The organism is Micromonospora sp. BL1 (assembly GCF_003667485.1).
Classification (GTDB): Bacteria; Actinomycetota; Actinomycetes; order Mycobacteriales; family Micromonosporaceae; genus Micromonospora; species Micromonospora tulbaghiae.
Genome location: NZ_RCVK01000303.1, coordinates 1 through 25,060, shown reverse-complemented (window position 1 = coordinate 25,060; position 25,060 = coordinate 1). Strand labels below are relative to the sequence as shown.

Here is a 25,060-nt window from a genome sequence, read left to right as displayed (position 1 = left end):
GGGTGAACAGACGCACACCGGAACGGCGCGGAGCGCCCACCCCGTGAGGGATGGGCGCTCCGCGTCCGTGTGGTTACTGGCCGGCGGGCTTCAGGCAGAGCACCCGGGTGGTCCCGCCGCCCTCGACCGAGACCGAGGGCTGCGACAGATCGGCGCACTTGTCCTTGTTGTCCACCTTCGACACCACGCTGAACGCGCCCGGCTCACCGCAGTCGGCGGCCACCGCGCTCGTGCCGGACTGCTTCACGCAGGAGCCGACCGCCGGGTCGAAACCGGCCGGCTTGTCGTCGCCGACCTTGCCGAGCAGCGTCAGCAGACCGAGCGGCACGGCGAGGATGAGTACCGCCGCGACCAGCACGGCGGCGAGCACCCGGCCGTTGCGCACCTTCGGCGGGGGCGCCTCGGTCTGCGACTCGGTGGCATCCGGCTTGAACGCGTCGAAGCGGCCCTGCTCCGGCTCGGTGCCGGGCCCGTCCTGCGACCAGGCCGGCGGCGCCTGCTGGGGCGGCGGCGGGAAGGCGTTCGCGCCACCCGCCGGACCCTGGCCGGGCACCGCGACTGAGGCACGTCCACCGGCCGACGGGCCGAACCGGTCCGGCTCGCCGAACGGCTCCGGCCGACCGGCCGGGCTGCCGAACGGCGCCTGCTGCCCGCCGGGGCCGCCGAACGCGTCCTGCTGGCCGCCGGGGCCGCCGAACGGCTCGGGCTGGCCGCCCGGCGCGCCGAACGGGTCCGGCCGGCCACCCGGGCTGCCGAACGGGTCCTGGCCGCCGGGAGCGCCGTACGGGCTCTGCTGGCCGCCGAACGGGTCACGGCCGGCGTCGGGCTGCTCGCCGCCCGGGTGCACGCCGTTGGCGGGACGGGTGTTGCCGGGTGGGTCCACGAAGGACGGCACCCCGACCGGGAACGACGGCGGCGCGGCGGGCGAGGAGGGCGCGCCGGCGTACCCGTGCGGGCCGTCGGCGTCCTCGGAGCGCGACTGGGGACCGGGGAAGCCGTTGCCGGGCGCCCCGTCCTGGCCGGGGAACCCGGGCTCGTCCTGCTCGGGGGCGTCCTCGGGCTCCGGGCGGGCGGGCCGGCCGTACACCCGGGGCTGCGGCGTGGGGCCGCTGGTCGGCAGCGGCTGGTCGGACGGCGGGGTGACCCGGCTGGCCACCGGGACCGACGCGCTCGCCGAGACCGGGCCGCCCTCCGGGGAGGTACGCGGTCCGGGAACGGCGGGCGACTGCGGCTCCTCGGCACGGGACGCGCCCCAGGCACCGTCGCCGCGCTCCGGCTCGTACCCCTGGGGTTCGGTGCCAGGGTGGTCGGTGGGCGGCGACGCGGCGAGCGCGGCGCCCGGCACCCGCTGCTGCTGCGCCGGAAGCGGCACGGCGTTGCCGGGAGAGATGCCCGGCGCGGGGGCGGGCTGGTAGGCCGGGGCGGAGTCCTCGGACCGGCCCCACGCCTCGGCCGGCGACCACGGCTCGGGGGCACGCTCGTCCTGGTTGCCGCCCCAGCCGGCGGGTGCGTCGGTCGACGGCACGGACACGCTCGCGCGGGCCTCGGCCGGCGCGGCGGCGCCCCAGGCGGGCTGCGCCGGCTCGTCCGACGGCCGCCCGGGCTCGTGCTGCTGCGGTACGGAGGCCGCGCCGCTCCAGGAGCCGGCCTGCTCGCCGGAGTCACGCTGCTGCGGCACGGCGGCGCCGTCGCCCCAGCCGCCGGACTGACGGTTCGGCTCCCAGCCGCCCGGCTGTGCCGGCTCGGCGGGGTTCGCGGCGCGCCCGGCGGCCCAGCCGCCGGAGCGGTCCGGGTCCTCGGTGCGGGCCGGCTCGTCCCAGCCGCCGGACCGGTTCTCGGCCTGCGGTGCGGGCCAGCCGCCGGAACGCTGTCCCTCGTCGTGCTGCGGCCCAGCGGTCGCCCGCCAGCCACCGCTGTCCTCGGTGGAGCGGTTGTCCTGATCGGACTGCTCCGGAGTGGACCAGGCGTTGTCCGGCCGGGCGGTGCCGGGCACCGAGACCGCGGCGGCGGCACGGGCGGGCGGGTCGGCCGGCGGCCAGGTGGCGCCGGTCTGCTGGCCCGGCGCCCAGGCCGGCTGGCTCTCGCGTGGGGTCCAGCCGCCCGAGCGGTTCGGGTCGTCGGGCGCGGCGGGCTGCTCGTCGCGCGGGGTCCAGCCACCGGAGCGGTTCGGGTCGTCCGGCGGCGGGGTGGCGGCCCAGCCACCGGCGCGACCGGAGGCGTCCTCGTGCTGCCCGCCGGTGGGCGCGAAGCCGCCGGAGCGGTGCGGGTCGTCCGCGGGGGCGGGCGTGACCCAGGTCTCGTTCGGCACGGTGGCCGGGGCGGGCACGTATCCGGTGCCGCGGGCGGCCGGGTCACCGGACGGAGACCAGCCCTGCTGCTGTTCGCCGGAGTTCCATCCGGGACGGTTCTGCTCGGCGACCCAAGGGGCCTGTGACGGCTCGGCCGGGCTGCCCGGCGGCGTGGCGGCCCAGGCGGGCGGAGCCTGCTCGGCGCCGCGGTCCGGGCCGGACTGCTCCTGGCTGCCCCAGGCGGGGCCACCGGAACCGGCCCAGGCGGGACTGCCCTGGTCGGTGCCGCCCCAGGCGGGCTGCGGGACCTGGGCGGTGGCCCGCCCGGTCACCGGCTGGCCCGCGGGCGGGGCCCACGCGGGCGGCTGGTCGTCGTTCGCGGCCCAGGCCGGGGCCGGCTGCGCGGGCCGACCGGCCGGCGGGGGCGGTGCCCAGCCGAGGTCGGGCGCGCCGTTGTACCCGTTGTCCTGCTGCGCCGGCTGATCGCCGTACGGCACCGGTCCGCCGGTGCCCGGCGACACCTCGCCCGGCTCCTGGCCGGGGCGGTGCGGAGCCTCGGACGTCATGGGTGCGCCTCCTCCATCACAGGTCGGCCGCCGATGCCGGTCGGGGAACCGTCGGCATGGCTACCGGCGTCGCCGGCGGGTACCGGCCGTGCGGGCTCCCCGCACCGTATCCGGTGGTCGCCCGGAGCCGCCCGGGGAGCATCAGCCGTCACCGTCGGTCACCGGACGACGTCGATGGGTTTCACTTGCCCGCGTCGGCCCGGAACCAACCGGTTGGCGACCGTGCCAACCGTACCGGGCGGTGGAGCGAGGTGGAATCCCGGTGCCGACCGATGCCGATACGCCGAAGACCCGCCCGGTGCCGGGCGGGTCTTCGGACTGGAGGAGGTGAGAAAGGTCGATGGCGTCAGCTCATGTGACGCTGGGCGATGGCGAGAAGCTCCTCGCGGACCGCGGGCGAGTTGGCGGAGCGCAGCGCGTGCTCGATGGCGCGGGCGCGGCGGTTGGCGTCGCGGCGGGTGCGGATTCGCTCGATCATGCTCATCTTGGGTCTCTCCTCCTGGCTATTCGGTTGTCAGCCCCTTGATGTCTCTATTTAAGCGCACCGGGACGCCCATCGCCATCGATTATTAGGTGAGCTGAACCACGTACCTACGGATCGTAGGTGTTCACACCCTCAGATCCGACGAATCCGTTCCCAAAAAAGTCACGGCCGGTGTGCCGGGCGTTCACCCTTGGCACACCGGCCGTGACCGGAGCGTGGTGCGTCAGGTCCAGGCGAGCAGCGCCGCCTCCGGGTCGGCCAGGAAGTCGCCGATGTCGCGGAGGAACTTCGAGCCCAGCTCACCGTCGATGATCCGGTGGTCGAAGGACAGGCCCAGCGTGGTCACCAGGCGCGGCTTCACCTTGCCCTTGTGCACCCACGGCTGCTCCCGTACCGCGCCGAAGGCGAGGATCGCCGACTCGCCCGGGGGCAGGATCGGCGTACCGGTGTCCACGCCGAAGACGCCGACGTTGGTGATGGTGAGCGTGCCGCCGGACATGTCCGCCGGGGACGTCTTCCCCGACTTCGCGGTCTGCACCAGATCCGTCATCGCGTCCGCCAGCTCGCGCAGCGAGAGCCGCCCGGCGTCCTTGATGTTCGGCACGATCAGGCCACGCTCGGTGGCCGCCGCGATGCCGAGGTTGACGTACTCCTTCACCACGATCTCGTCGCCGGCCCAGGTCGAGTTGACCATCGGGTGCCGCTTGACCGCCAACAGCACCGCCTTGGCGACCAGCAGGAGCGGCGAGACCCGCACGTCCCGCCACTCGCGCCGGTCGCGGAGCCGGTCCAGCGCCTTCATCGCCCGGGTCACGTCGACGGTCAGGAACTCCGTGACGTGCGGGGCGGTGAACGCCGAGCGGGCCATGTTCTCCGCGGTGAGCTTGCGTACCCCCTTGACCGGGATGCGCCGCTCGCGGTCCGCGCCGAAGCTCGCGGCCGACGCGGCCGGTGCCGCGACCGTCAGCGGCTCGGCCGCCGCCGGGGCCGCGGTCGCCGCACGCTGTACGTCCTCACGGGTGATCGAGCCGAGCGGACCCGAGCCGGTGAGCGTGGCCAGGTCGATGCCGAGATCCTTCGCCAGCTTGCGGACCGGCGGCTTGGCCAGCACCGGGCCGGAGACCCGGCCGTTGCCGTTGACCGCCGGCGTGGGAGCGGGCGCCACCGGGGCGGGAGCGACAGGCGCGGGTGCCACCGGGGTGGCGGCCTGAGCCGGTGCCGGCGCGTCGCCCTTGCGCGGGCGGCGCTTGGCCGGGGCGTTGCGCGGGCCGTAGCCGACCAGCACCGCGGTACGCCCACCCGGGGCGACACCGCCGATCAGACCCGGCTCGACCATGCCCTCGGCGGGCGCGACCTGGACCGCGGCCAGCGACGCGGCCGACGGGGTGGGCAGCTCCGACGCCGGGGTGGCGGTGGTCGACTCCTCGATCGGCCCGGCGTTCGGGTCGGTGTCGATCGCGATGATCGGCACGCCGACCTCGACCGTCGACCCCTCCGGGTGGAAGATCGCCTGCACCCGGCCGGCCCACTTCGCCGGGATCTCGACCGCCGCCTTGGCGGTCTCCACCTCGACGATCGGCTGGTTCAGCTCGATGTCGTCGCCGACCTTGACCAGCCACGCGAGGATCTCGCCCTCGGTAAGGCCCTCGCCCAGGTCGGGAAGGTTGAACTCCTTGATCCGGGACATGCCGCTCACCAGCCGAACGTGCGGTCGACGGCGTCGAGCACCCGGTCCAGGTCGGGCAGGTACTCCTCCTCCACCCGGGCGGCCGGGTAGGGGGTGTCGAAGCCGGTCACCCGCAGCACCGGGGACTCCAGGGAGTAGAAGCACTCCTCGGTGATCCGGGCCGCGATCTCCGACCCGAGACCCAGGTTGCCCGGGGCCTCGTGCACGACCACGCAGCGGCCGGTACGCCGCACCGACTCGTACGCGGCGGTCAGGTCCAGCGGCGAGATCGTGCGCAGGTCGATGACCTCCAGCTCACGGCCGTCCTCGGCGGCGGCGGTGGCCGCGTCGAGCGCGGTGCGCACCATCGGGCCGTACGCCAGCACCGTCGCGTCGGTGCCGGGCCGCGCGACCCGGGCCGAGTGCAGCGGGTACGCGTCGGCGATCGGCGCGTCCAGGTCCACCGGACCCTTCTCCCAGTAGCGCCGCTTCGGCTCCAGGAACACGATCGGGTCGTCCGACGCGATCGCCTGCTGGATCATCACGTACGCGTCCTGCGGGTTCGCGCAGCTCACCACCTTGAGACCGGCGGTGTGCGCGAAGTACGCCTCGGGCGACTCGGAGTGGTGCTCGACCGCGCCGATGCCGCCGCCGAACGGGATGCGGATGACCATGGGGATCCGCACCTTGCCCTGCGAGCGGTAGTGCATCTTCGCCACCTGCGACACGATCTGGTCGTACGCGGGGTAGACGAAGCCGTCGAACTGGATCTCGCAGACCGGCCGGAAGCCGCGGATGGCCAGGCCGACGGCGGTGCCGATGATGCCGGACTCGGCCAGCGGGGTGTCGATCACGCGCTGGTCGCCGAAATCCTTCTGGAGGCCGTCGGTGATCCGGAACACGCCGCCGAGCTTGCCGACGTCCTCGCCCATGATGACGACCTTGGGGTCGTTCTCCAGGGCCCGCCGCAGGCCGGTGTTGAGCGCCTTGCCGAGGGTGAGCGTCTCCGTGGCCATCAGTGCGCGCTCCCCTCGAAGGACTCCATGTACTGCGTGAACCGGGCCCGCTGCTCGTCCAGCTCGGGAGAGCCGTTGGGGTAGACGTGGTCGAACATGGTCACCGGCTGTGGGTCGGGCATGGCGAGCACGCGCTCGCGCAGGTGCACCGACTCGGTGCGGGCCTGCTCGTCGACCTCGGTGAAGAACGACTCGTCGGCGATCTTCTGCTTGGTCAGGAACGCCTTCATCCGGGCGATCGGGTCCTTGGCCTGCCACGCCTCGACCTCGCTGGCGATGCGGTAGCGGGTCGGGTCGTCGGAGGTGGTGTGCGCGCCCATCCGGTAGGTGTACGCCTCGATCAGGCTCGGGCCCTGGCCGTTGCGCGCGTTGTCCAGCGCGTGCCGGGTCACCGCGTACGACGCGAGCACGTCGTTGCCGTCCACCCGGACGCCGGGGAAGCCGAACCCGCCGGCCCGCCGGTACAGCGGCACCCGGGTCTGCCGCTCCAGCGGCTCGGAGATGGCGTACTGGTTGTTCTGGCAGAAGAACACCAGCGGGGCGTTGAAGACGCTGGCCCAGACGAACGACTCGTTGACGTCGCCCTGGCTGGTGGCGCCGTCGCCGAAGTAGGCGATGACCGCCTCGCCGTCCTCGCCGCCGGTCTTGCCGTCCATGGCGACACCCATGGCGTACCCGGTCGCGTGCAGGGTCTGCGCCCCGATGACGATCGTGTACATGTTGAACTTGAACTCGTTCGGGTCCCAGCCGCCCTGGTCGACGCCGCGGAACAGGCCCAGCGGCATGATCGGGTCGATGCCGCGGCAGTAGAGCACGCCGTGCTCGCGGTAGGTCGGGAAGGCCATGTCCTGGGTACGCAGTGCCCGGCCGGAGCCGACCTGCGCGGCCTCCTGGCCCAGCAGGCTGGCCCACAGGCCCAGCTCGCCCTGGCGCTGCAGGGCGGTGGCCTCGGCGTCCAGCTTGCGGACCAGCACGAGGTCGCGGTAGAGCCCGCGGTACTCCTCGTCGGTGAAGTCGACGCGGTACTCGGTCCCGTCCGGGCCGAGCGCGCTCTCGATCCGCTCACCCTCGGGGGTCAGCAGCTGTACGAGTTCCGGTTCACCGGTCGCGGCGGCGCGTCTGGTGCGGGGTGCGGCCCGCTTGCTGCGGGTGGCGGCCCCGGGGTCGCCCTTTGCCATCCGTCTCTCCCTGTCTGTCTGCGCCGGCGCCGGGGGTTACCCGAGCCGAGCACCTCGTGCGCCCGCCCGGCTGGTGCCGGGTCGGTCCCTGGCGACCGCGCCTGACCCCGGTAGGGGTTGCCGCGCGGCGTGAGCCGGAGTCGGTCGGTGACAGACCCAGGCCCGGGAGCGCCGGCGCCGTTCCGCACCAGCCGCGGGGTACGCGGAGGTGGCGGCTGCGTTGCCGTCGTGTCTGAATGATTGCAGAGGAGGTGAGCGGGCCCACAGTATGGCCTCCCTCGCCGGTGAGGTTCCATCGGGTTCATGACGGATAAGCGCTTTTGTCCGCAGTGGCGGGTGCGGCCGACGTACAAAATGTGTGTCGACACGCGGTTGCGGCTGGTGAACTGAGCGTCACTGGGTCAAGCTGGCGATGAGCCTCCGCGCGGCATTTGTCCTAATATCCGCGCGTGCTCTCCCGTCCCGTCCGTCGTGAGGAGTGTGCCGGTGTCCGAACCAGAGGGTCCGCCCGGTACGCCCTTCCTCGGCCGGCACCGGGCGCTGCCCGCCTCCCCGTACCGCCGGGTCGTGGGCGCGCACCGCGCCCCCGGAACAGGCGGCCCCAGCCGCGGCTACCTGCTCACCGTGGCGTTGCTCGCCGGCACCGCGTCGATGCCGATCCTCGCCGCGATCAGCACCGGATCGGCCAGCGTCGGCAACAGCGCCCTCCCCGACACCAGCACCCCGTTCCTGCCGACCCCCTCGGTCGGCCCGGTGGTCATCCCGATGCCCCGGGGCACCCAGGCCCCGGCACCGTCCACGCCCACGCCCGCCGTCGACGTGACCTCGGTGCCCCCGGCCCGGCCGGTGCTCCCGGCGGCGCCGGTCCTGCCCGACGACAGCGACCTCGGCGCCCGGCACCGGTCCCGCCCGGTCGCCGCGCCGCCACCGCCGTCCGCGCCGGTCCGGCCCACCCCGGTCCGCCCGCCGCGTCCGTCCCCGGTGCCCTCGCCGACGCCGTCGCCGTCGCCGTCGGATCCGGGTACGCCGAGCCCGAGCCCGAGCCCCGAGCCGTCCGTCACGACCGCCGAGCCGACGGCCACCTCCGAGCCCTCGTCGGAACCGACGTCCGAGCCCTCCGGCCCATCGGGTACGTCCGGTCCACCGGATCCGTCCGGTCCCGCCGACCCGTCAGGTTCCGCCGGTCCGTCGAGTTCCGCCGATCCGTCCGGCCCGGCCAGCCGGTCGGTTTCCCCCACCTCATGATCGACACCACTTCGCCGTGGTGGTGTGGTTCCGGCCGGCTCGATGCAGCCACCTCGCCGAGCTGGTGTGGATCAACGAGGGCGTGAGGTGGCCCGGGGATCGGCAGGTCGCATGATCGACACCACTTCGCCGTGGTGGTGTGGTTCCGGTCGGGCTGATGCCGCCACCTCGCCGAGGTGGTGCCGATCATGCGGGCGCGAATGCCTAGGCCGGGTCGTCGGTGAGGCGGTGGCGGTTCGCCTCGATCCAGGCGTTCAGCGCCTCCGGGTCGTCCGGGTCCACCCCGTCCGCCATGAGCTGGGCCACCGCCGCGGTGGCCGGGCTGCGCCGCTCGCCGGTGCTGTAGAGCCGCGCGAACTCCGGGACCATCTCGGTGATCGCCTCGTCCGTCCGGGCGGCCGCCGACTGCGACAGCCCGCGCTGCCGGGCCGCGTACGCCGCCCAGGCGCGCAGCACCCGGGGCAGCATCGCCGCGTCGTCCATGTCCAGCACGGCCCGGCGGTGCACCCAGTCGAGCAGGAACAGCTCGGCGACCATCGGGCTCCACCGCATCGGGTCGGCGTCCGGGAAGCTGGCCGCGTGGTCGAGCAGCAGGCCGAGGCAGAAGTGCAGCGAGGCCAGCTCGCCGTCGGCCACCTCGGGCAGGCCGAACCGGGTCGCCTCGGGCGAGTCGAGGAAGGCGCGGACCAGGCGGGTGCGCTCCTCGTCGGTGGGCGGCGGCACGACCGCCGGACCGGCCGGCGGGGTCGGCCCGGGCAGTGCGGCGAGGCGGGCGCCCACGAGCGCCCGGTCGGTGGCGAGCGAGCCCTGCGCGGGCAGCTCGGCGAGGTCGTCGGTGACCGCCAGGTGGCGGCTCACCTCGGCGTGCATCCGGGCCGGGTCCTCGGTGCGGAACCAGGTGAACTCGTCCTCGGTGCAGATCTCCCGGGCCTGCTCGACGATCCGTCCGGCCGGGCCGCCGACGAAGACGTCCTTGGTGATGCCGATGTTGTGGTCGACGAGGGCCACCAGGGCGTGCTCCGGGCCGCCCTCCTCCTCGTCGTCGTACGCGAACGTGGCGAGGTAGGAGGTCTGGTCGCCGTACACGTCGCCGTAGGCCCAGGCGCCGGTGACGCGCACCCGGCCGAGCTGGCCGGCCCACGACGGGGCGTACGCGCCGGGCCGGACCCGGGCGGCGCCCTCGGCGTCGGGCACCAGGGCGGCGAAGACGGCCCGCAGTGTGGTCGCGGCGGCGCTGCGGCGCCGGGACGTGGCGGCGAGGAAGCCGGTGACGAACTCGCGGACGGCCTGCTCCCGGTCGTGCTCCGCGACGGCGTAGACGCTGCCCAGCAACGCGGCGCCGAGCATCTCCGCGTCCAGGGCCGAGTCGAGCCTCGTCACGTCGCGCGCGGCGTGCAGCACCGCGTCGTAGGGGGTCTGTGGCGTGGCCATGCATCGACCCTACGCCGCACCGGCCGCCCCCACACCGGTCAGCACGCCGGGTTCAGCGCGGCCCCGCCTCGCGCAGCGCCTCCCGGGCCGTGCCGTAGCGCGCCAGCACCGCCCAGACCGGGTCCAGCACGTACTTCTCCCCGACGCTGCCCACCGAGGTGAGCAGGCGCTCCTCGGCCCGCCGCCGGGCCCGCCGCGCGGCCCACCCCACCACCGGCCGGGTGACCGCCGCGACGAGCAGCCCGGCCAGCAGGCCACCGAGCAGCAGGACCGTGGGCCAGGGCACCACGCCGAGCGTCGGGTGTTCCAGCTCCGGCAGGCCGAGCAGGCGCAGCGCGTACCCCAGGACCAGCCAGGCCAGGCCGGCCAGCGCGGCAAGGGTGACCACCCACTGGATCACGCCCACCACCCGCCACCAGGCGGGCCGCCGGTCCATGCCCAGGTCGGTCGCGGCGACCGCGTGGTCGAGCGCGCCCGGCAGGTCGGCCTGCCGGGCCCGGGCCGCGGCGGTCACCGCGGCCGGCCACGGCGCCGGCAGACCGGCGCCGGACCGGTCGGCCACCGCGCGGATCGCCAGCGTCAGCGCCGAGCGCTGCGCGGCTGTCGGATCGGGTACGGAGGTCGCCGCGACCAGGCTCTCCGCCGGCGCGTCCGGGTCCCGCCCGGAGAGGTGCAACCGGCGCAGCGGATCCGGCCGCAGCTTGCGCCAGCTCCGCAGCATCGGCCAGCCGGTGTTGCCGACCGCCCGGTGCCGGTACGCGCCCTCGACCGCCGCCGCCACCGTCGGCACCCCGGCCGCCCCGGCGAGGGCCCGGGTCAGCTCCTGTGCCGACGCGTCACCGGGCCGGGTGCGCGGCGGCTCCGGCCCCACGAGCGGTTCGAGATCGGCCACCACGGCGTCCACGTCGCCGGAGAGCCGGCGCAGCGCGGCCTGCCGTTCGGCGACCGTACGCTCCAGCTCGGCCCGCAGCCCGTCCAGCCCGTTCGGGTCCACCGCGACGGTCGGCAGCAGCGGCACCCCGCCCAGCCCGTCGGCGTCGAGCAGCCGGCGCAGGTCGTCGAGAACCTTCGGCAGCTCGGTCGGGTGCAGCCGGTCGGCCTGGTTGAGCACCACGACCGTGACGTCCTTGTGCCTGTGGAACTCGCGCAGATAGCTGGTGTGGATCACGCGGTCGGCGTACTTCTGCGGGTCGACCACCCACACCACGAGGTCGACCAGTCCGAGCAGGCGGTCGACCTCCAGCCGGTGGCCGTGCTGCACCGAGTCGAAGTCGGGCAGGTCGAGCAGGACGAGGCCGTGCAGGTTCGACTCGTCGTCGGCGTCCAGCGGGCTCTCCCGGACGAACCGGTGCCGGGGCAGCACCCCGACCCAGTCGAGCAGCCGGACCGCACCGTCGAGCGGACCCCACACGCAGGCGTGCGCGACGCCTGTCGTCGGCCGGCGTACGCCCACCGGCGAGAGGTCGAGCCGCGCCAGCGAGTTGAACAGGCTCGACTTGCCGCTGCCGGTCGCACCGGCCAGCGCTACCACCGTGTGCCGGCCGGAGAGCGCGAGCCGATCACCGGCGCGCTCGACCACCGTGTGCGCGGCGACGAGCTGGGCGTCGGGCACGTCGCCGTCCACCGCCGCGAGGAACCGCTGGATCGCGGTCAGCCGTTCGATCAGGGTGTCCGGGTCGACCCGTTGCTCACCCCGCATCGCCTCGCGCATCCGTCCCACGATGTTGCTCACGGTGCCTTCCTTGCTCGCGACTGCGGGGCTCGCAAGCCCGGCTCACTCCTCGCGCTCACGGGGCCGGTCTCTGTTCGCGACTGCGGGGCTCGCAAAACCGGCTCACTCCTCGCGCTCACGGGGCCGGTCTCTGTTCGCGACTGCGGGGCTCGCAAGCCCGGCTCACTCCTCGCGCTCACGGGGCCGGTCTCTGTTCGCGACTGCGGGGCTCGCAAGCCCGGCTCACTCCTCGCGCTCACGGGCGACCGTCCTGTCCGGGGCCCGGGAACAGGCCGCTGCGGTGCCGGGCCCGCTCGACCTCTACGGCGGCCCAGCGCAGCGCCGCACCGGCGTTGGCGGCCGGGCGCTCGGCCTCGGTGCGGCTCAGGTAGCGCGCGGCCTCCTCGGCCAGCAGCTTGCCGACCCGGTCGAGCAGGTCGACGCGGGCCTTGCGGGCCAGGTTGCGGACCGCCTGGTCGCCGAAGATCGCCTGGAGCACGGTCTGCCCGGCCACCGCCGTGCCGGTGCCTGCGGCGACCTCCAGCCCGGTGGGGATGAACGCGGTGGAGGCGAACACGCCGATCATGACGGCGAGGCCGGTGGCGTTCACCGCGTACGCGGCCGTGCGGGCCACGAACCGCCGGTCGCCGCCCTCGACCCGGACCAGCTCCAGCACGCCGCGCTGCCAGTCGCGGACCAGCTGCTCGGCCCGCTGCGGCAGGTCGGCCGAGGGGTGGGCCAGGTCCGGCTCCAGCAGCGCCGCGCCCGCCGGGTGCGCCTTCCAGCCGGTGTACGCGTTCTCCGCCGCCTCGGCGGCCACCCCGCGCAGCAGCGTGACGAGCTGGGACTCGATCGCGGTACGCAGTTCCGAGGCGGGAGCGGGCCGCCCGGTGACCGCCGCGACCACCCGGTCGCGCAGCCGCCCGATGCGGGCCTCCAGCCCACGGAAGAAGTCGCCGGTGCCGATGAACTCCTGCCACCGGGCCAGTACCTCGCCGCGCAGCAGCCGGCCGTCCTTGAGCCCCTGGTCGACGCTCCGCTCCGCGCTCCGGTACGCGGCCTGGACCCGCTCGTCCAGCGCGTCGGCGGCGGTGACCTGCTCGTCGGCGGCCTCGGCCAGCGCCTCGACCACCGGGTGCAGCGCGGCCAGCGCGCCGTCGAGCGTCTGCCGGACCACGGTGGCGCGGGCGTCGGCGTCGGCGGCGAGCCGGGCGAACCAGTCGCTCAGCGGCGCGGTGATCCGGTCCGGCAGCAGCCCCTGCCCGTCCACCCAGGTCTCCGGGAGCACGAACAGCGGCGAGGCGCCCAGCTCCTGCTCGGCGAGCATCTCGGACAGGTGGGTGGCGATCTCGTCGGCGGCCTCCGGGGGTACCCGGTCCAGCACCATCGCCACTGCGGTGCCCCGGGCGCGGGCGCTGCGGAGCAGCTCCCAGGGGACGGCGTCGGCGTACCGGGCGGCGGTGGTGACGAACAGCCAGAGGTCGGCGGCGGCGAGCAGCTGACCGGCGAGCGCCCGGTTGGCGTCGACCACCGAGTCGATGTCGGGCGCGTCGAGGAACGCCAGGCCGGGCGGCAGCGCCGGCGCGGTGACCAGGTGCAGGGTGCCCGGCTGCTCGCTGGGCTCGGTGGTCCGGGTCAGGCCGGGCAGCAGCTCGCCCTGCCGGAACCAGGCCGCGTCGGTCGGGCTGCACACCAGCACCGGGGAGCGGGTGGTGGGGCGGAGCACGCCCGCCGCGCTGACCCGCGCCTTGACCAGGCTGTTGACGAGCGTCGACTTGCCGGCGCCGGTGGAGCCGCCGACGACCACCAGGAGCGGTGCGTCGAGCCGGGCCAGCCGGGGCAGCAGGTAGTCGTCGAGCTGGTCGGTGAGGCTCGCGGCGGCGTGCCGGGCCGGCTCGGCCGAGGGCAGGGTCAGCGGGAAGCGGGCCGCACTGATCGCCGCGCGCAGGCCGGTGAGCGCGGCGGGCAGGCCGTCGGCGGCGTGAGCAGGCTGGTCGTCGCCCGTGGTGGCTCCGGTGCGGGCTGCGACGGCGGGCGCGCCGGCACGGGTGGCGGAATCGCCATGCGTCGTCACCGCTAAAGCGTGCCCGACCGACGCAAGGTAAGACAACCAGACAGTAGTAACGGTCGGGTTGCGCCGGGTCGGCTCAACCTCGACTTGCGGATTGGCGATCGCGTGGCACTATTGAGTCAAGTTCACTCAACTTGTGGTGCGGTCGCTTTCGGGCGACCCGCCGGGCAGGCCGTCTGACCTGCTCACCCGTTACGAAGCGAGGAAGCGAACATGGCACGTGCGGTCGGCATCGACCTCGGCACGACGAACTCCTGCGTCAGCGTTCTCGAGGGCGGTGAGCCCACCGTCATCGCCAACGCCGAGGGCTCGCGTACGACTCCCTCGATCGTCGCGTTCGCCCGCAACGGCGAGGTGCTCGTCGGTGAGGTCGCCAAGCGCCAGGCGGTGACCAACCCCGACCGGACCATCCGGTCGGTCAAGCGTGAGATCGGCACCAACTGGACCGTCGACATCGACGGCAAGAAGTACACCCCGCAGGAGATCTCGGCGCGCACGCTGATGAAGCTCAAGCGGGACGCCGAGGCGTACCTGGGCGAGCAGATCACCGACGCGGTGATCACCGTCCCGGCCTACTTCAACGACGGGCAGCGCCAGGCCACCAAGGAGGCCGGTGAGATCGCCGGCTTCAACGTGCTGCGGATCGTGAACGAGCCGACCGCGGCGGCCCTGGCGTACGGCCTGGACAAGGGCTCCAAGGAGCAGACCGTCCTGGTCTTCGACCTCGGTGGCGGCACCTTCGACGTGTCGCTGCTGGAGCTGGCCGAGGGCGTGGTGGAGGTCAAGTCCACCAGCGGTGACAACCAGCTCGGTGGTGACGACTGGGACCAGCGCATCATCGACCACCTGGTGAAGACGTTCCGTGGCGAGCACGGCATCGACCTCTCGCAGGACAAGATGGCGATGCAGCGGCTCAAGGAGGCGGCCGAGAAGGCCAAGATCGAGCTGTCCGCCGCCACCACCAGCAACATCAACCTGCCGTACATCACCGCCGGTTCGGCCGGCCCGCTGCACCTGGACGTGACGCTCAGCCGCGCCGAGTTCCAGCGCATGACGCAGGACCTGCTGGACCGCTGCAAGGGCCCGTTCGAGCAGGCCGTCAAGGACGCCGGCATCAAGATCTCGGACGTCGACCACGTCATCCTGGTCGGCGGCTCGACCCGTATGCCGGCCGTGACCGACCTGGTCAAGCAGCTCACCGGCCGCGACCCGAACAAGGGCGTCAACCCGGACGAGGTCGTCGCCGTCGGCGCCGCCCTCCAGGCCGGTGTGCTCAAGGGCGAGGTCAAGGACGTCCTGCTGCTCGACGTGACCCCGCTGAGCCTGGGCATCGAGACCAAGGGCGGCATCTTCACCAAGCTCATCGAGCGCAACACCACCATCCCGACCAAGCGCTCCGAGGTGTTCACCACCGCCGACGACAACCAGCCGTCGGTGCTGATCCAGGTGTTCCAGGGCGAGCGGGACATCGCCGCCTACAACAAGAAGCTCGGCACCTTCGAGCTGACCGGTCTCCCGCCGGCCCCGCGCGGCGTGCCCCAGATCGAGGTCACGTTCGACATCGACGCCAACGGCATCGTGAACGTGCACGCCAAGGACCTGGGCACCGGCAAGGAGCAGAAGATGACGATCACCGGCGGCTCCTCGCTGCCGAAGGACGACATCGAGCGGATGCGCCGGGACGCCGAGGAGCACGCCGACGAGGACAAGCGTCGCCGTGAGGAGGCCGAGACCCGCAACGTGGCCGAGGCGCTCCAGTGGCAGACCGAGAAGTTCCTCGCCGAGAGCGGCGACAAGCTGCCCAGCGAGAACCGTGACCAGCTCAACGAGGCGCTCGGCGACCTGCGCAGCGCCCTCGGCGGGCAGGACATCGAGAAGATCAAGTCCGCCCACGAGAAGCTGGCGCAGGTCTCCCAGCAGGCGGGCTCGCTGCTCTACGCCCAGCAGCAGGAGGGCGAGCAGACCGCCCCGGGCGCGGCCGGGCCGGGTGCCGGCGCGGGTGCGGCCGGTGGCCCGAAGGCCGGTGGCGACGACGACGTGGTCGACGCGGAGATCGTGGACGAGGACAAGAAGTGACTTCCGGTCCCGGACACGATTCGCACGGCAGAGGGATGAGGTAACCGCATGACGGACAAGCCACGAGCGGCCGACCCGGGTGCCACCGGGTCGGCGCCGGGCGCCGGCAAGGACACCGGCGACGAACCCCGGGTCGTCATCCGCGACAAGCGCAAGCTCGGCAAGGTGACCGAGCAGCCGGCGAACGACGCCTCGGCGGCCGACGCGGCCGCCGACGCGCCCGCCGAAGGGCTGGTCGAGGAGGCCGAGGTCGTGGTCGACGAGATCGGCGGCGAGGCCGAGGTCGGCGGTCCGACCGTGGTCGACTCGCCCGCCGAGCCGAAGGGCGGGACCGGCACGGACGCGCCGCTCGGTGCCGAGCTGGAGTCGCTCCGCACCGACCTGGAGGAGCGCACCCGCGACCTCCAGCGGGTGACCGCGGAGTACGCCAACTACCGCAAGCGGGTCGACCGGGACCGCAACCTGGTCCAGGAGCAGGCCACCGGGGCTGTGCTCACCGCGCTGCTGCCGATCCTCGACGACCTGGACCGGGCCCGCGAGCACGGCGACCTGGTGGGCCCGTTCGGCAGCGTGGCCGAGCAGCTCACCGGCGCGCTCACGAAGTTCGGCCTGACCGCGTTCGGCGAGAAGGGTGACCCGTTCGACCCGACCCGGCACGAGGCGGTGGCGCACCAGACCTCCGCCGACGTGACGGAGCCGACCTGCGTGCAGGTCATGCGGCGCGGCTACCAGCTCGGCGAGCGGCTGCTGCGGCCCGCCATGGTCGCGGTCGCGGACCCGGAGTAGTGCCGACCCGTGACGTCCCGCCCGCCCGCACCGGGCGGGCGGGACGACCGGGATTCGACCCGTGGAAGGGGGTGGACCGGTGAGTTCCAAGGACTGGATCGAGAAGGACTACTACGCCGCGTTGGGCGTGGACAAGTCCGCCTCCTCGGACGAGATCAAGAAGGCGTACCGCAAGTTGGCCCGGGAGTCGCACCCGGACCACAACCCCGGCGACACCGGCGCGGAGGAGCGGTTCAAGACCGTCTCCGAGGCGTACGCGGTGCTCGGTGACGAGAAGAAGCGCCGCGAGTACGACGAGATGCGCTCGCTGTTCGGCTCCGGCGCCTTCCGGCGCAGCGCCCGCGGCGCGGGCCAGCCGGGCGGCATGCCGTTCGACGTCTCCGACCTGTTCGGCGGCGGCGCCGGCGCCGGCGACAACCGGTTCAGCGGCGGCGGCTTCACCGACCTGTTCAGCTCGATCTTCTCCGGCGGCGGAGGCGGCGGTGGCCCGGCGCGTCCGCGCGGCCCGGCCCGCGGCCGGGACGTCGAGACCGAGGTGGCGCTCGACTTCGAAGACGCGGTACGCGGCGTCACGCTGCCGCTGACGCTGCGCGCTCCCGGGGTCTGCGACACCTGCCACGGCAACGGCGCGAAGCCCGGCACCCAGCCGGTGGCCTGCCCGGTCTGCCACGGCGCCGGGGTGACCACTCGCAACCAGGGGTCGTTCAGCTTCTCCGAGCCGTGCCGCAACTGCCAGGGCGTCGGCACGATCGTCGAGGAGAAGTGCCCGGAGTGCCACGGCACCGGCGGGGTCACCAAGACCCGCACGCTGAACGTGCGCTTCCCGGCCGGTGTGGCCGACGGGCAGCGGATCCGCCTGGCCGGCCGGGGTGAGCCCGGCGAGCGGGGCGGTGCGGCGGGTGACCTGTTCGTACAGGTGAAGGTCCGCCCGGACGAGCTGTTCGGGCGTACCGGGGACGACCTGACCCTGACCGTCCCGATCACGTACGCCGAGGCGGTTCTCGGCACGGACCTGCGCGTACCGACCCTGGACGGGACGGTGACCCTGCGGGTGCCACCGGGTACGCCCAGCGGGCGGGTGCTGCGCGCCCGCGGCAAGGGCGTCGTACGCAAGGACGGCCGCGCCGGTGACCTGCTGGTCACGCTCGACGTGGTGGTCCCGGCGAAGGTGTCGGACGAGGCGCGGGCGGCGCTGGAGACCTTCGCGGCGCAGACTCCGCCCGCCGCGCGGGAACATCTCGACGCGCGGGTACGTCGATTCAGTTGAGGTCGGCAGCGGAGGTGAGCGGGCATGTCGGAGGAGTACGTCGGCTCGGGTGACCCGGCCTACGAGGCCAAGGTCTTGATGATCTCGGTGGCCGCGCGGATGGCGGGGATGCACCCCCAGACGCTGCGCCAGTACGACCGGCTGGGCCTGGTGCAGGCCGGCCGGGCGTCCGGTGGCGGTCGCCGGTACAGCGTCCGGGACGTGGTGCTGCTCCGCGAGGTGCAGCGGCTCAGCCAGGACGACGGGATCAACCTGGCCGGGGTCAAGCGGATCATCGCGCTGGAGCGGCTGCTCGAAGAGGCGCAGCAGCGGGTGGCCCGGCTGGAGGCGGAACTCGACGCCGCGTACCGGCGGATCGCCGAGCTGGAGTCGCTCGGCGGCTTCCCCCGTGGCGACCTCGTGCCCACCAACCGCACGTCCACCGCGCTCGTCGTCTGGCGTCCGCGCCGCGCTCCCGACCGCTGACCTCGTACCTGAAGGCCGGCGCGCCCCGCTCCCCCGGGGCCGCGCCGGCCTTCGTCGTCCCCCGGGCGGTTCGCGGGCCGGGTCAGGGGAAAGCGGCGTACGGCAGGGTGGGGTCAACTACGCTTTTCCGCAGGGGCAAAAGCCCCAAAGCGGATTCCGGGCTGGCGGGGGGAGTCATGACGGAACCGGCGAAGAAGGTGGCCGAGCGCGCGGAGGAACGGCTGGAGAAGGTGGCCGAGAACGTCCGCGAGCGGTTCGACCGGGTCACCGAGGGACGCTTCAGCGACAAGGTCAAGGAAGGGCGCTTCGCCGACCAGACGGACCACGGCGTGGACCGGGCGCGGGACGACGAGCGGCGCAAGAAGCAGGGCGGGTCGACCTGACGATCCGCCGACGTGCGGGCCGGGATCCACGGGGGATCCCGGCCCGTTCGCCGTGCCGAGGCTGTTCAGGGCGGCCGTCAGAGGCGGCGGTTCTCGCGGACCAGGCCGCCCTCGCACCAGTCCCGGTAGACGAAGAGATCCGGCCGGGCGAGCAGCACCCGGCTGTTGTGCGCCCAGTTGCGCATCAGGTCGTCGCCGGACTTCTCGGCCTGCTCGACCAGCTTGCGGAACCGGCGCTTGGGGTGGGCGCGGAAGTTCGTCCGGATGCCGTCGGCGGCGTAGATGTAGAGGCAGTGCAGCGTGAACCGCCGCGCCGGGCAGCCCTGGTCCATCGCCAGATCGAACAGCGTCTGCACCAGGTGGTCACCGGCGACCAGCAGGTCCCAGTCGGGCGGCATCGAGGTCAGCGGCACCGAATCCGGTTGATAGGCCCACGCCCGAAGCTCGGCGGGCGAGGGATCGACCGGATTGGCGAAGCCGCGGAACGTCTCTTCCTGCACGCTCACCGGCCGACCTTCCGCTTGCGCTGGCGGGGGCGCAGGCCACCCGCGGACCCTGGCTGCTGGGCCGAAACGTTAACGCGGTTGGACGGAGCAGGGGTAGACCTTCCCGGGATCAATTTGACAACGCCGGGCCGGATCTGCCCCACGGCTGATCCGGCCCGGCACCGGGTCAGTCGCCGGCGGCCAGGGGTAGCGGCGCGGGCGGCCGTGCGGCGGCGGCGCGGCTGCGCAGCCACTGCTTGAACCACGGGGTGTCGGGCAGCCGGGCGAGCAGCGGCCCGGTCACCACCGTGATCAACACGTACGCGGTGGCGAGCGCGGCGAGCTTCGGCTCCACCGGGTAGATGGCCGCGACGGCCAGCCCGGCGATGACGATGGAGAACTCGCCGCGCGGGGTCAGCGCCAGGCCGGCCCGCCAACGTCCGGGCTCGGCGATCCCGGCCCGGCGGGCGGCCAGGTAGCCGGTGGCCACCTTCGTCGCCATGGTCACCACTGCCAGCAGCAGCGCGGGCAGCAGTACCGGCGGCATGTCCAGCGGGTTGGTCACCAGCCCGAAGAACACGAAGAAGACCGCGGCGAACAGGTCACGCAGCGGGGAGAGTAGCTCGGTCGCGTGGTGCGCCACCGGCCCGGACAGCGCGATGCCCACCAGGAACGCACCGACCGCCGCGGACACCTGGAGCTTGGCCGCGACACCGGCGACCAGCAGGGTCAGGCCGAGCACCCCGAGCAGCAGCGCCTCCGGATCCTTGGCGGAGAGCGCGGCGGAGATCAGGTGGCCGTACCGGATGGCCACGGCCAGCACCACGACGACGGTGAACACCGCGATGGCGAGCGCGATGCCGCCCTTCATCAGGCCGACCCCGGCGAGCAGCGCGGTGACCAGCGGCAGATAGAGGGCCATCGCCAGGTCCTCGATCACCAGGACGGAGAGGATCACCGGGGTCTCCCGGTTACCGACCCGGCCCAGGTCGCCGAGCACCTTGGCGATCACGCCGGACGACGACACCCAGGTCACGCCCGCGAGCACCACCGCCGCCACCCAGCCCCAGCCGAGCAGGAGCGCGAAGGCGAACCCGGGCAGCGCGTTGAACACCGCGTCGATCAGGCCGGCCGGCGCAGCGGACCGGAGGTTGCCCACCAGCTCGTTGGCGCTGTACTCCAGGCCGAGCATGACCAGCAGCAGGATCACGCCGATCTCCGCGCCGACCGCGAAGAACTCCTCGCTGGCGTTGAGCGGCAGCAGACCACCGTGCCCGAACGCCAGGCCGGCGAGCAGGTACAGCGGGATGGGCGACACGCCGAAGCGGCGGCTCAGCCGGCCGAGCAGGCCGAGCAGGAGCAGCAGCGCACCGACCTCGATGAGCAGGATTGTGGTTTCGTGCATACGCGTCAGCCGTCCGGATCGGTCTCGGCGAGGATCGCGGTCACGCCGTCGAGCCCCTGACGGGTACCGACCACGACGACCACATCGCCGGCCTCGAACCGGAAGGTGGGATCGGGCGAGACGTTCACGGCGCCCTGACGCAGCACGGCCACGATGGACGCGCTGGTCCGGGTGCGTGCCTTGGTGTCCGCGAGCCGCTTGCCGACGTACTTCGACCCCGCCGGGATGGCGATCTGCTCGGTCAGCAGCCCGGCGGCCTGCTCGCGCAGCCCGGAGAGCTGACCCAGCATCAGCGACGCGCCGAGGATGTCGGCCAGCGCCTCCGCCTCGTCGTCGGTCAGGGGTATGTCGTGTTGGCAGGAGTCGGGATCGTCCGGGTCGTAGAGGACCAGGTCGCGACGGCCATTGCGGTGGGAGACCACGCCGAGCCGGCGGCCGGACTCCGTCATCAGATCATGACGTACGCCGATCCCGGGCAGGGCGGTCTGTTCGACACGTACTCGCACGCGGGTGAGGCTACTCCGGGCGCGCACGTGCTGTTTCCGGGGCCGAACCACAGACTGGTCGATGCGGCTCGGGCGGCTCGTCTAGTCCCGTTCGGCTACGAACACGCCGACGCCTTCGAGCGTCTCGGTGAGGCCGGTCGCGCGCAGGATCATCATCGCCTTGCCGACGACGGTGTCGGAGACGCCGTATTCCTTGCACAGTTGGGCGCGGCTCGGCAGCTTGGTGCCGGGTGGCCACTCTCCCGAATCGATCTTGCTCTTCAGTTCGTCTGCGAGCACTTGGTACTGCTGCTTGGGCATACACACTCCCCGGATGGCACGCCCATTCGACCATGCAACCACCTCCAACCTCAAGCAATTGTGGGTCGGTCGTTGACCTACGACTGGTACCGATTGTAGGTTGCTGACGAACGCTCCCGGATGGCACCTGGAGCTTTCCCGGGTCGGGGCGGGCATCCCCCGTGGCTCGTCCCGACCCCCGTCCTCGCGAGAAGGGACAGTGTCGTGCGCAATCTCCTGCGAATACGTCCGAAGCGGCGGGACGCGGGCCCGCCCAACTCCGCACCGGTCGGCGCCTACCGCTCCGCGTCGTACCTTCCGCTCCGGCCCTGGCAGGTGCGGGGCCACCGCTTCCCGACGTGCCGTCGAGGGCTGGATCCCGCCGAGGTCGCGGCGTTCCTCGACCGCGTCGCCGGGGACCTCGCCGCCGCGTACGCCGAAGTCGCTCGAAGCCGGGATGAGACGGTCCGGATCAAGGTTGCGTTACGCGAGTGGCAGTCCCGGCAGGCCCCGTCGATGCGTGACCTGGCCGGGCGGCCGTGACCGGGCGGTACGTGATCCATCTGCCGGTGCGCGCGGCGGATCTGGCCCGGGCGAAGATGCTCGGTCGCACGGCCGGCCGGTCGTTGGCCTTCCTCGCGGTGGTGGAGCTGGGCGGGATCACCGTCTCGGCGGAGGACGACCAGGCCGTACGCCATTGGGTGTTCTGCGACCGCAAGCTGGACGGCGGCCGGCGTTGCGTGCTGCGGCGCCGACCACGAGACTCCCTGCCTCGCGCGTCTCCCGCGTCGCTGAGATCTTGGTACGAAAGGGCCCTTGGAGGGGCCGTTTGCTACCAAGATCTCTCCGGCCGGGCCGGATGGCAGTGACTCAGGTCACAGGGGTGGAGTTGAGCGGAATAGACTCAACTCTGGTTGTGTCATGTCCAGTGGACACGCCGATCCGGGGGAGCCCATGAACACGGAACGTCTCACCACCAAGAGCCGCGAGGCCATCACCGGTGCCGTCGCGCTGGCGAACCAGCGCGGTCACGCCACCGTGGAGCCCTGGCACCTGCTGCTGTCACTGCTGGACACCGAGGGTTCGACCGCCGCGGGCCTGCTGCGCGCCGTCGGGGCCGACCCCGCCGAGCTGCGCCGCGTCGCCCAGCGCTCCGTCGACGCGCTGCCCGCCGCGCGCGGGTCGAGCATCGCCGAGCCGACGCTGGCGCGCGAGTTCGTCAACGCCATCGGCGCCGCCGAGCAGATCGCCCGGCCGCTGGGCGACGAGTACACCTCCACCGAGCACCTGCTGGCCGGGCTGGCCCGGGTCGGCGGCGCGGTCTCGGTCGCGCTGAAGAACTCCGGCGCCACCGAGGAGAACCTCGTCGCCGCGTTCCCGACCGTCCGCGGCGGGGACCGCCGGGTCACCACCGCCGACCCGGAGCAGACCTACCAGGCCCTGTCCAAGTACGGCGTCGACCTCACCGCCAGCGCCCGCGACGGCAAGATCGACCCGGTGATCGGGCGGGACTCGGAGATCCGCCGGGTGATCCAGGTGCTGTCCCGGCGTACGAAGAACAACCCGGTCCTGATCGGCGAGCCGGGCGTCGGCAAGACCGCGATCGTGGAGGGCCTGGCCCAGCGGATCGTGGCCGGCGACGTGCCGGAGTCGCTGCGGGACAAGAAGCTGGTCTCGCTCGACCTCGGTGCGATGGTGGCCGGCGCGTCGTACCGCGGTCAGTTCGAGGAGCGGCTGAAGTCCGTGCTGGAGGAGATCAAGAACTCCGACGGCCAGGTCATCACGTTCCTCGACGAGCTGCACACCGTGGTCGGCGCCGGCAAGGGCGAGGGCTCGATGGACGCCGGCAACATGCTCAAGCCGATGCTGGCGCGCGGCGAGCTGCGGATGGTCGGCGCGACCACGCTCGACGAGTACCGCGAGCACATCGAGAAGGACCCGGCCCTGGAGCGCCGCTTCCAGCCGGTGCTGGTCGGCGAGCCGACCATCGAGGACACCATCGGCATCCTGCGCGGGCTCAAGGAGCGCTACGAGGTGCACCACGGCGTACGGATCACCGACGCCGCGCTGGTCGCCGCCGCCGCGCTCTCCGACCGCTACATCACCGACCGGTTCCTGCCGGACAAGGCGATCGACCTGGTCGACGAGTCCGCGTCCCGGCTGCGGATGGAGATCGACTCGCGCCCGGTCGAGGTGGACGAGATCGAGCGGGCGGTACGCCGGCTGGAGATCGAGGAGATGGCGCTGGCCAAGGAGCCGGACGCCGCGTCCGCCGAGCGTCTGGAGCGGCTGCGCAAGGAGCTGGCCGACAAGCGCGAGCAGCTCACCGCGCTCTCCGAGCGCTGGCAGACCGAGAAGAGCCACATCACCAAGCTCTCCACCGCCAAGGAGGAGCTGGAGCGCCTCGGCGGCGAGGCCGAGCGGGCCGAGCGCGACGGCGAGCTGGAACGTGCCGCCGAGCTGCGGTACGGCCGGATCCCCGCGCTGCGGACCGAGCTGAAGCAGGCCGAGGAGGAGCTGGCCCGGCTCCAGGCGGACGGCGCGATGCTCAAGGAGGAGGTCGGCGCGGACGACATCGCCGCCGTGGTCGCCTCCTGGACCGGCATCCCCGCCGGGCGGCTGCTCGAAGGCGAGACGGCGAAGCTGCTCCGGATGGAGGAGTCGCTGCGCGCCCGCGTCGTCGGTCAGGCCGAAGCGGTCGGCGCGGTGTCCGACGCGGTCCGCCGCGCCCGGGCCGGCGTCGCCGACCCGGACCGCCCGACCGGCAGCTTCCTGTTCCTCGGCCCGACCGGCGTCGGCAAGACCGAGCTGGCCAAGGCGCTCGCCGAGTTCCTCTTCGACGACGAGCGGGCCATGGTCCGCATCGACATGAGCGAGTACGGCGAGAAGCACTCCGTGGCCCGCCTGGTCGGCGCCCCGCCCGGGTACGTCGGCTACGAGGAGGGCGGCCAGCTCACCGAGGCGGTACGCCGCCGACCGTACTCGGTGATCCTGCTGGACGAGGTGGAGAAGGCCCACCCGGACGTCTTCGACGTGCTGCTCCAGGTGCTCGACGACGGCCGGCTCACCGACGGTCAGGGCCGCACCGTGGACTTCCGCAACGCGATCCTGATCCTCACCTCGAACCTGGGTTCGTCGGTGATCAGCGACCTGACGCTCACCGAGAACGAGCGCCGGGAGGGTGTGCTCGCGGTGGTCCGGTCGCACTTCAAGCCGGAGTTCCTCAACCGGCTCGACGACATCGTGGTGTTCGCCGCGCTCCAGGGCGAGGACCTGCGCTCGATCGTGGACATCCAGCTCGACCGGATGCGAACCCGTCTTGCGGACCGCCGGTTGGCACTGGAGGTCAGCGACTCCGCACGCACCTGGCTGGCCGAGCACGGGTACGACCCGATCTACGGCGCCCGCCCGCTGCGCCGGCTGGTGCAGTCGGCGATCGGTGACCAGCTCGCCAAGGCGCTGCTGGCCGGTGAGATTCGCGACGGCGACACGGTCCGCGTCGACCTGTCCGACTCCAAGGAGTCCCTGGCGGTGACCGCCGCCTGACCCGCACCATCCTTGCGAAGGCCCGGCCTCCGGCCGGGCCTTCGCCGTCCCACCGCACTCCGCCTGCTGCCCCACCCGCCGGGGTCGCCTCAACCTCCACCTGCGTTGATCAAGGAGTTTGTGTCCTGTGGAGGCGCCGGCGGGGACACAAACTCCTTGATCAACGGGGAGAGCGAGGGGAGAGCGAGGGGAGAACCGAGGGGAGA

The 25,060-nt window shown here is 73.2% G+C and carries 20 protein-coding genes and 1 pseudogene; 9 read left to right on the top strand and 12 right to left on the bottom strand.

Annotated features, from left to right (window positions below; translation table 11 throughout):
- Positions 1 to 73 precede the first annotated feature (73 nt).
- The 5 genes from EAD96_RS22850 to pdhA form a co-directional block, all read right to left on the bottom strand.
- Positions 74 to 2,854, bottom strand: a complete 2,781-nt coding sequence (locus tag EAD96_RS22850; RefSeq protein ID WP_121685719.1) for a hypothetical protein — start codon at positions 2,852 to 2,854, stop codon at positions 74 to 76.
- Positions 2,855 to 3,200: 346 nt separating this feature from the next.
- On the bottom strand, positions 3,201 to 3,338 hold the full coding sequence (locus EAD96_RS31240) for a hypothetical protein (RefSeq protein WP_013283356.1): 138 nt from the start codon (positions 3,336 to 3,338) through the stop codon (positions 3,201 to 3,203).
- A 223-nt stretch (positions 3,339 to 3,561) separates the two neighbouring features.
- Positions 3,562 to 5,025 carry a dihydrolipoamide acetyltransferase family protein gene (locus tag EAD96_RS22845; RefSeq protein WP_121685727.1) on the bottom strand — a complete coding sequence of 488 codons (1,464 nt, stop codon included), beginning with the start codon at positions 5,023 to 5,025 and terminating at the stop codon, positions 3,562 to 3,564.
- Positions 5,026 to 5,030: 5 nt separating this feature from the next.
- Positions 5,031 to 6,020: an alpha-ketoacid dehydrogenase subunit beta gene (locus EAD96_RS22840; RefSeq protein ID WP_030269708.1), complete on the bottom strand. Its 990-nt coding sequence runs from the start codon at positions 6,018 to 6,020 to the stop codon at positions 5,031 to 5,033.
- Entirely contained in the window at positions 6,020 to 7,198 is a 1,179-nt protein-coding gene (pdhA, locus tag EAD96_RS22835) for a pyruvate dehydrogenase (acetyl-transferring) E1 component subunit alpha (protein ID WP_013283359.1), read from the bottom strand. Before pdhA ends, EAD96_RS22840 begins: the two co-directional genes overlap by 1 nt.
- Before the next feature lie 486 nt (positions 7,199 to 7,684).
- Here pdhA and EAD96_RS31035 point away from each other — a divergent pair, with 486 nt between their 5' ends.
- A complete protein-coding gene (locus EAD96_RS31035; protein ID WP_158614811.1) occupies positions 7,685 to 8,443 on the top strand; it encodes a hypothetical protein in 759 nt (252 codons plus the stop codon).
- Between the two features lie 204 nt (positions 8,444 to 8,647).
- On the opposite strand, the gene EAD96_RS22825 is transcribed toward EAD96_RS31035, so the two are convergent.
- The 3 genes from EAD96_RS22825 to EAD96_RS22815 form a co-directional block, all read right to left on the bottom strand.
- On the bottom strand, positions 8,648 to 9,874 hold the full coding sequence (locus EAD96_RS22825; RefSeq protein ID WP_120572386.1) for a hypothetical protein: 1,227 nt from the start codon (positions 9,872 to 9,874) through the stop codon (positions 8,648 to 8,650).
- A 52-nt stretch (positions 9,875 to 9,926) separates the two neighbouring features.
- The gene (locus EAD96_RS22820; protein WP_120572385.1) at positions 9,927 to 11,585 is read right to left on the bottom strand and encodes a GTPase; all 1,659 of its coding nucleotides are present in this window, start codon (positions 11,583 to 11,585) and stop codon (positions 9,927 to 9,929) included.
- A gap of 256 nt (positions 11,586 to 11,841) precedes the next feature.
- Positions 11,842 to 13,659, bottom strand: a complete 1,818-nt coding sequence (locus EAD96_RS22815; protein WP_120572384.1) for an ABC transporter — start codon at positions 13,657 to 13,659, stop codon at positions 11,842 to 11,844.
- A gap of 210 nt (positions 13,660 to 13,869) precedes the next feature.
- Between EAD96_RS22815 and dnaK the strand changes: the two genes are divergently transcribed.
- The 5 genes from dnaK (at position 13,870) to EAD96_RS22790 (ending at position 18,633) form a co-directional block, all read left to right on the top strand.
- Entirely contained in the window at positions 13,870 to 15,732 is a 1,863-nt protein-coding gene (gene dnaK / locus EAD96_RS22810) for a molecular chaperone DnaK (RefSeq protein ID WP_121685717.1), read from the top strand.
- A gap of 48 nt (positions 15,733 to 15,780) precedes the next feature.
- On the top strand, positions 15,781 to 16,518 hold the full coding sequence (grpE, locus tag EAD96_RS22805) for a nucleotide exchange factor GrpE (RefSeq protein WP_120572383.1): 738 nt from the start codon (positions 15,781 to 15,783) through the stop codon (positions 16,516 to 16,518).
- Positions 16,519 to 16,597: 79 nt separating this feature from the next.
- Positions 16,598 to 17,785: a molecular chaperone DnaJ gene (gene dnaJ, locus EAD96_RS22800; protein WP_121685716.1), complete on the top strand. Its 1,188-nt coding sequence runs from the start codon at positions 16,598 to 16,600 to the stop codon at positions 17,783 to 17,785.
- Between the two features lie 24 nt (positions 17,786 to 17,809).
- On the top strand, positions 17,810 to 18,250 hold the full coding sequence (locus tag EAD96_RS22795; RefSeq protein ID WP_091413778.1) for a heat shock protein transcriptional repressor HspR: 441 nt from the start codon (positions 17,810 to 17,812) through the stop codon (positions 18,248 to 18,250).
- Between the two features lie 176 nt (positions 18,251 to 18,426).
- Positions 18,427 to 18,633 (top strand): hypothetical protein, encoded by a 207-nt coding sequence (locus tag EAD96_RS22790; protein ID WP_013283368.1) that lies wholly within the window; start codon positions 18,427 to 18,429, stop codon positions 18,631 to 18,633.
- A 77-nt stretch (positions 18,634 to 18,710) separates the two neighbouring features.
- Here the strand turns inward: EAD96_RS22790 and EAD96_RS22785 are convergent, their stop codons facing one another.
- The 4 genes from EAD96_RS22785 to EAD96_RS22770 all read right to left on the bottom strand — a co-directional run bounded on the left by EAD96_RS22785 (position 18,711) and on the right by EAD96_RS22770 (position 21,329).
- Positions 18,711 to 19,139: a hypothetical protein gene (locus EAD96_RS22785; protein ID WP_013473407.1), complete on the bottom strand. Its 429-nt coding sequence runs from the start codon at positions 19,137 to 19,139 to the stop codon at positions 18,711 to 18,713.
- A gap of 166 nt (positions 19,140 to 19,305) precedes the next feature.
- On the bottom strand, positions 19,306 to 20,523 hold the full coding sequence (locus EAD96_RS22780; protein WP_120572380.1) for a cation:proton antiporter: 1,218 nt from the start codon (positions 20,521 to 20,523) through the stop codon (positions 19,306 to 19,308).
- 5 nt (positions 20,524 to 20,528) lie between these two features.
- The gene (locus tag EAD96_RS22775) at positions 20,529 to 21,029 is read right to left on the bottom strand and encodes a cation:proton antiporter regulatory subunit (RefSeq protein WP_091416018.1); all 501 of its coding nucleotides are present in this window, start codon (positions 21,027 to 21,029) and stop codon (positions 20,529 to 20,531) included.
- Positions 21,030 to 21,110: 81 nt separating this feature from the next.
- The gene (locus EAD96_RS22770) at positions 21,111 to 21,329 is read right to left on the bottom strand and encodes a winged helix-turn-helix domain-containing protein (RefSeq protein ID WP_121685715.1); all 219 of its coding nucleotides are present in this window, start codon (positions 21,327 to 21,329) and stop codon (positions 21,111 to 21,113) included.
- A gap of 216 nt (positions 21,330 to 21,545) precedes the next feature.
- Here EAD96_RS22770 and EAD96_RS22765 point away from each other — a divergent pair, with 216 nt between their 5' ends.
- From EAD96_RS22765 to clpB, 3 genes and pseudogenes are all read left to right on the top strand, one after another.
- Positions 21,546 to 21,851 (top strand): DivIVA domain-containing protein, encoded by a 306-nt coding sequence (locus EAD96_RS22765; RefSeq protein WP_199733275.1) that lies wholly within the window; start codon positions 21,546 to 21,548, stop codon positions 21,849 to 21,851.
- Positions 21,848 to 22,103 (top strand): annotated as a pseudogene (locus EAD96_RS22760) (hypothetical protein). Before EAD96_RS22765 ends, EAD96_RS22760 begins: the two are co-directional and overlap by 4 nt.
- A gap of 159 nt (positions 22,104 to 22,262) precedes the next feature.
- On the top strand, positions 22,263 to 24,854 hold the full coding sequence (gene clpB / locus EAD96_RS22755; RefSeq protein WP_121685713.1) for an ATP-dependent chaperone ClpB: 2,592 nt from the start codon (positions 22,263 to 22,265) through the stop codon (positions 24,852 to 24,854).
- The last annotated feature ends 206 nt before the right edge of the window (positions 24,855 to 25,060 follow it).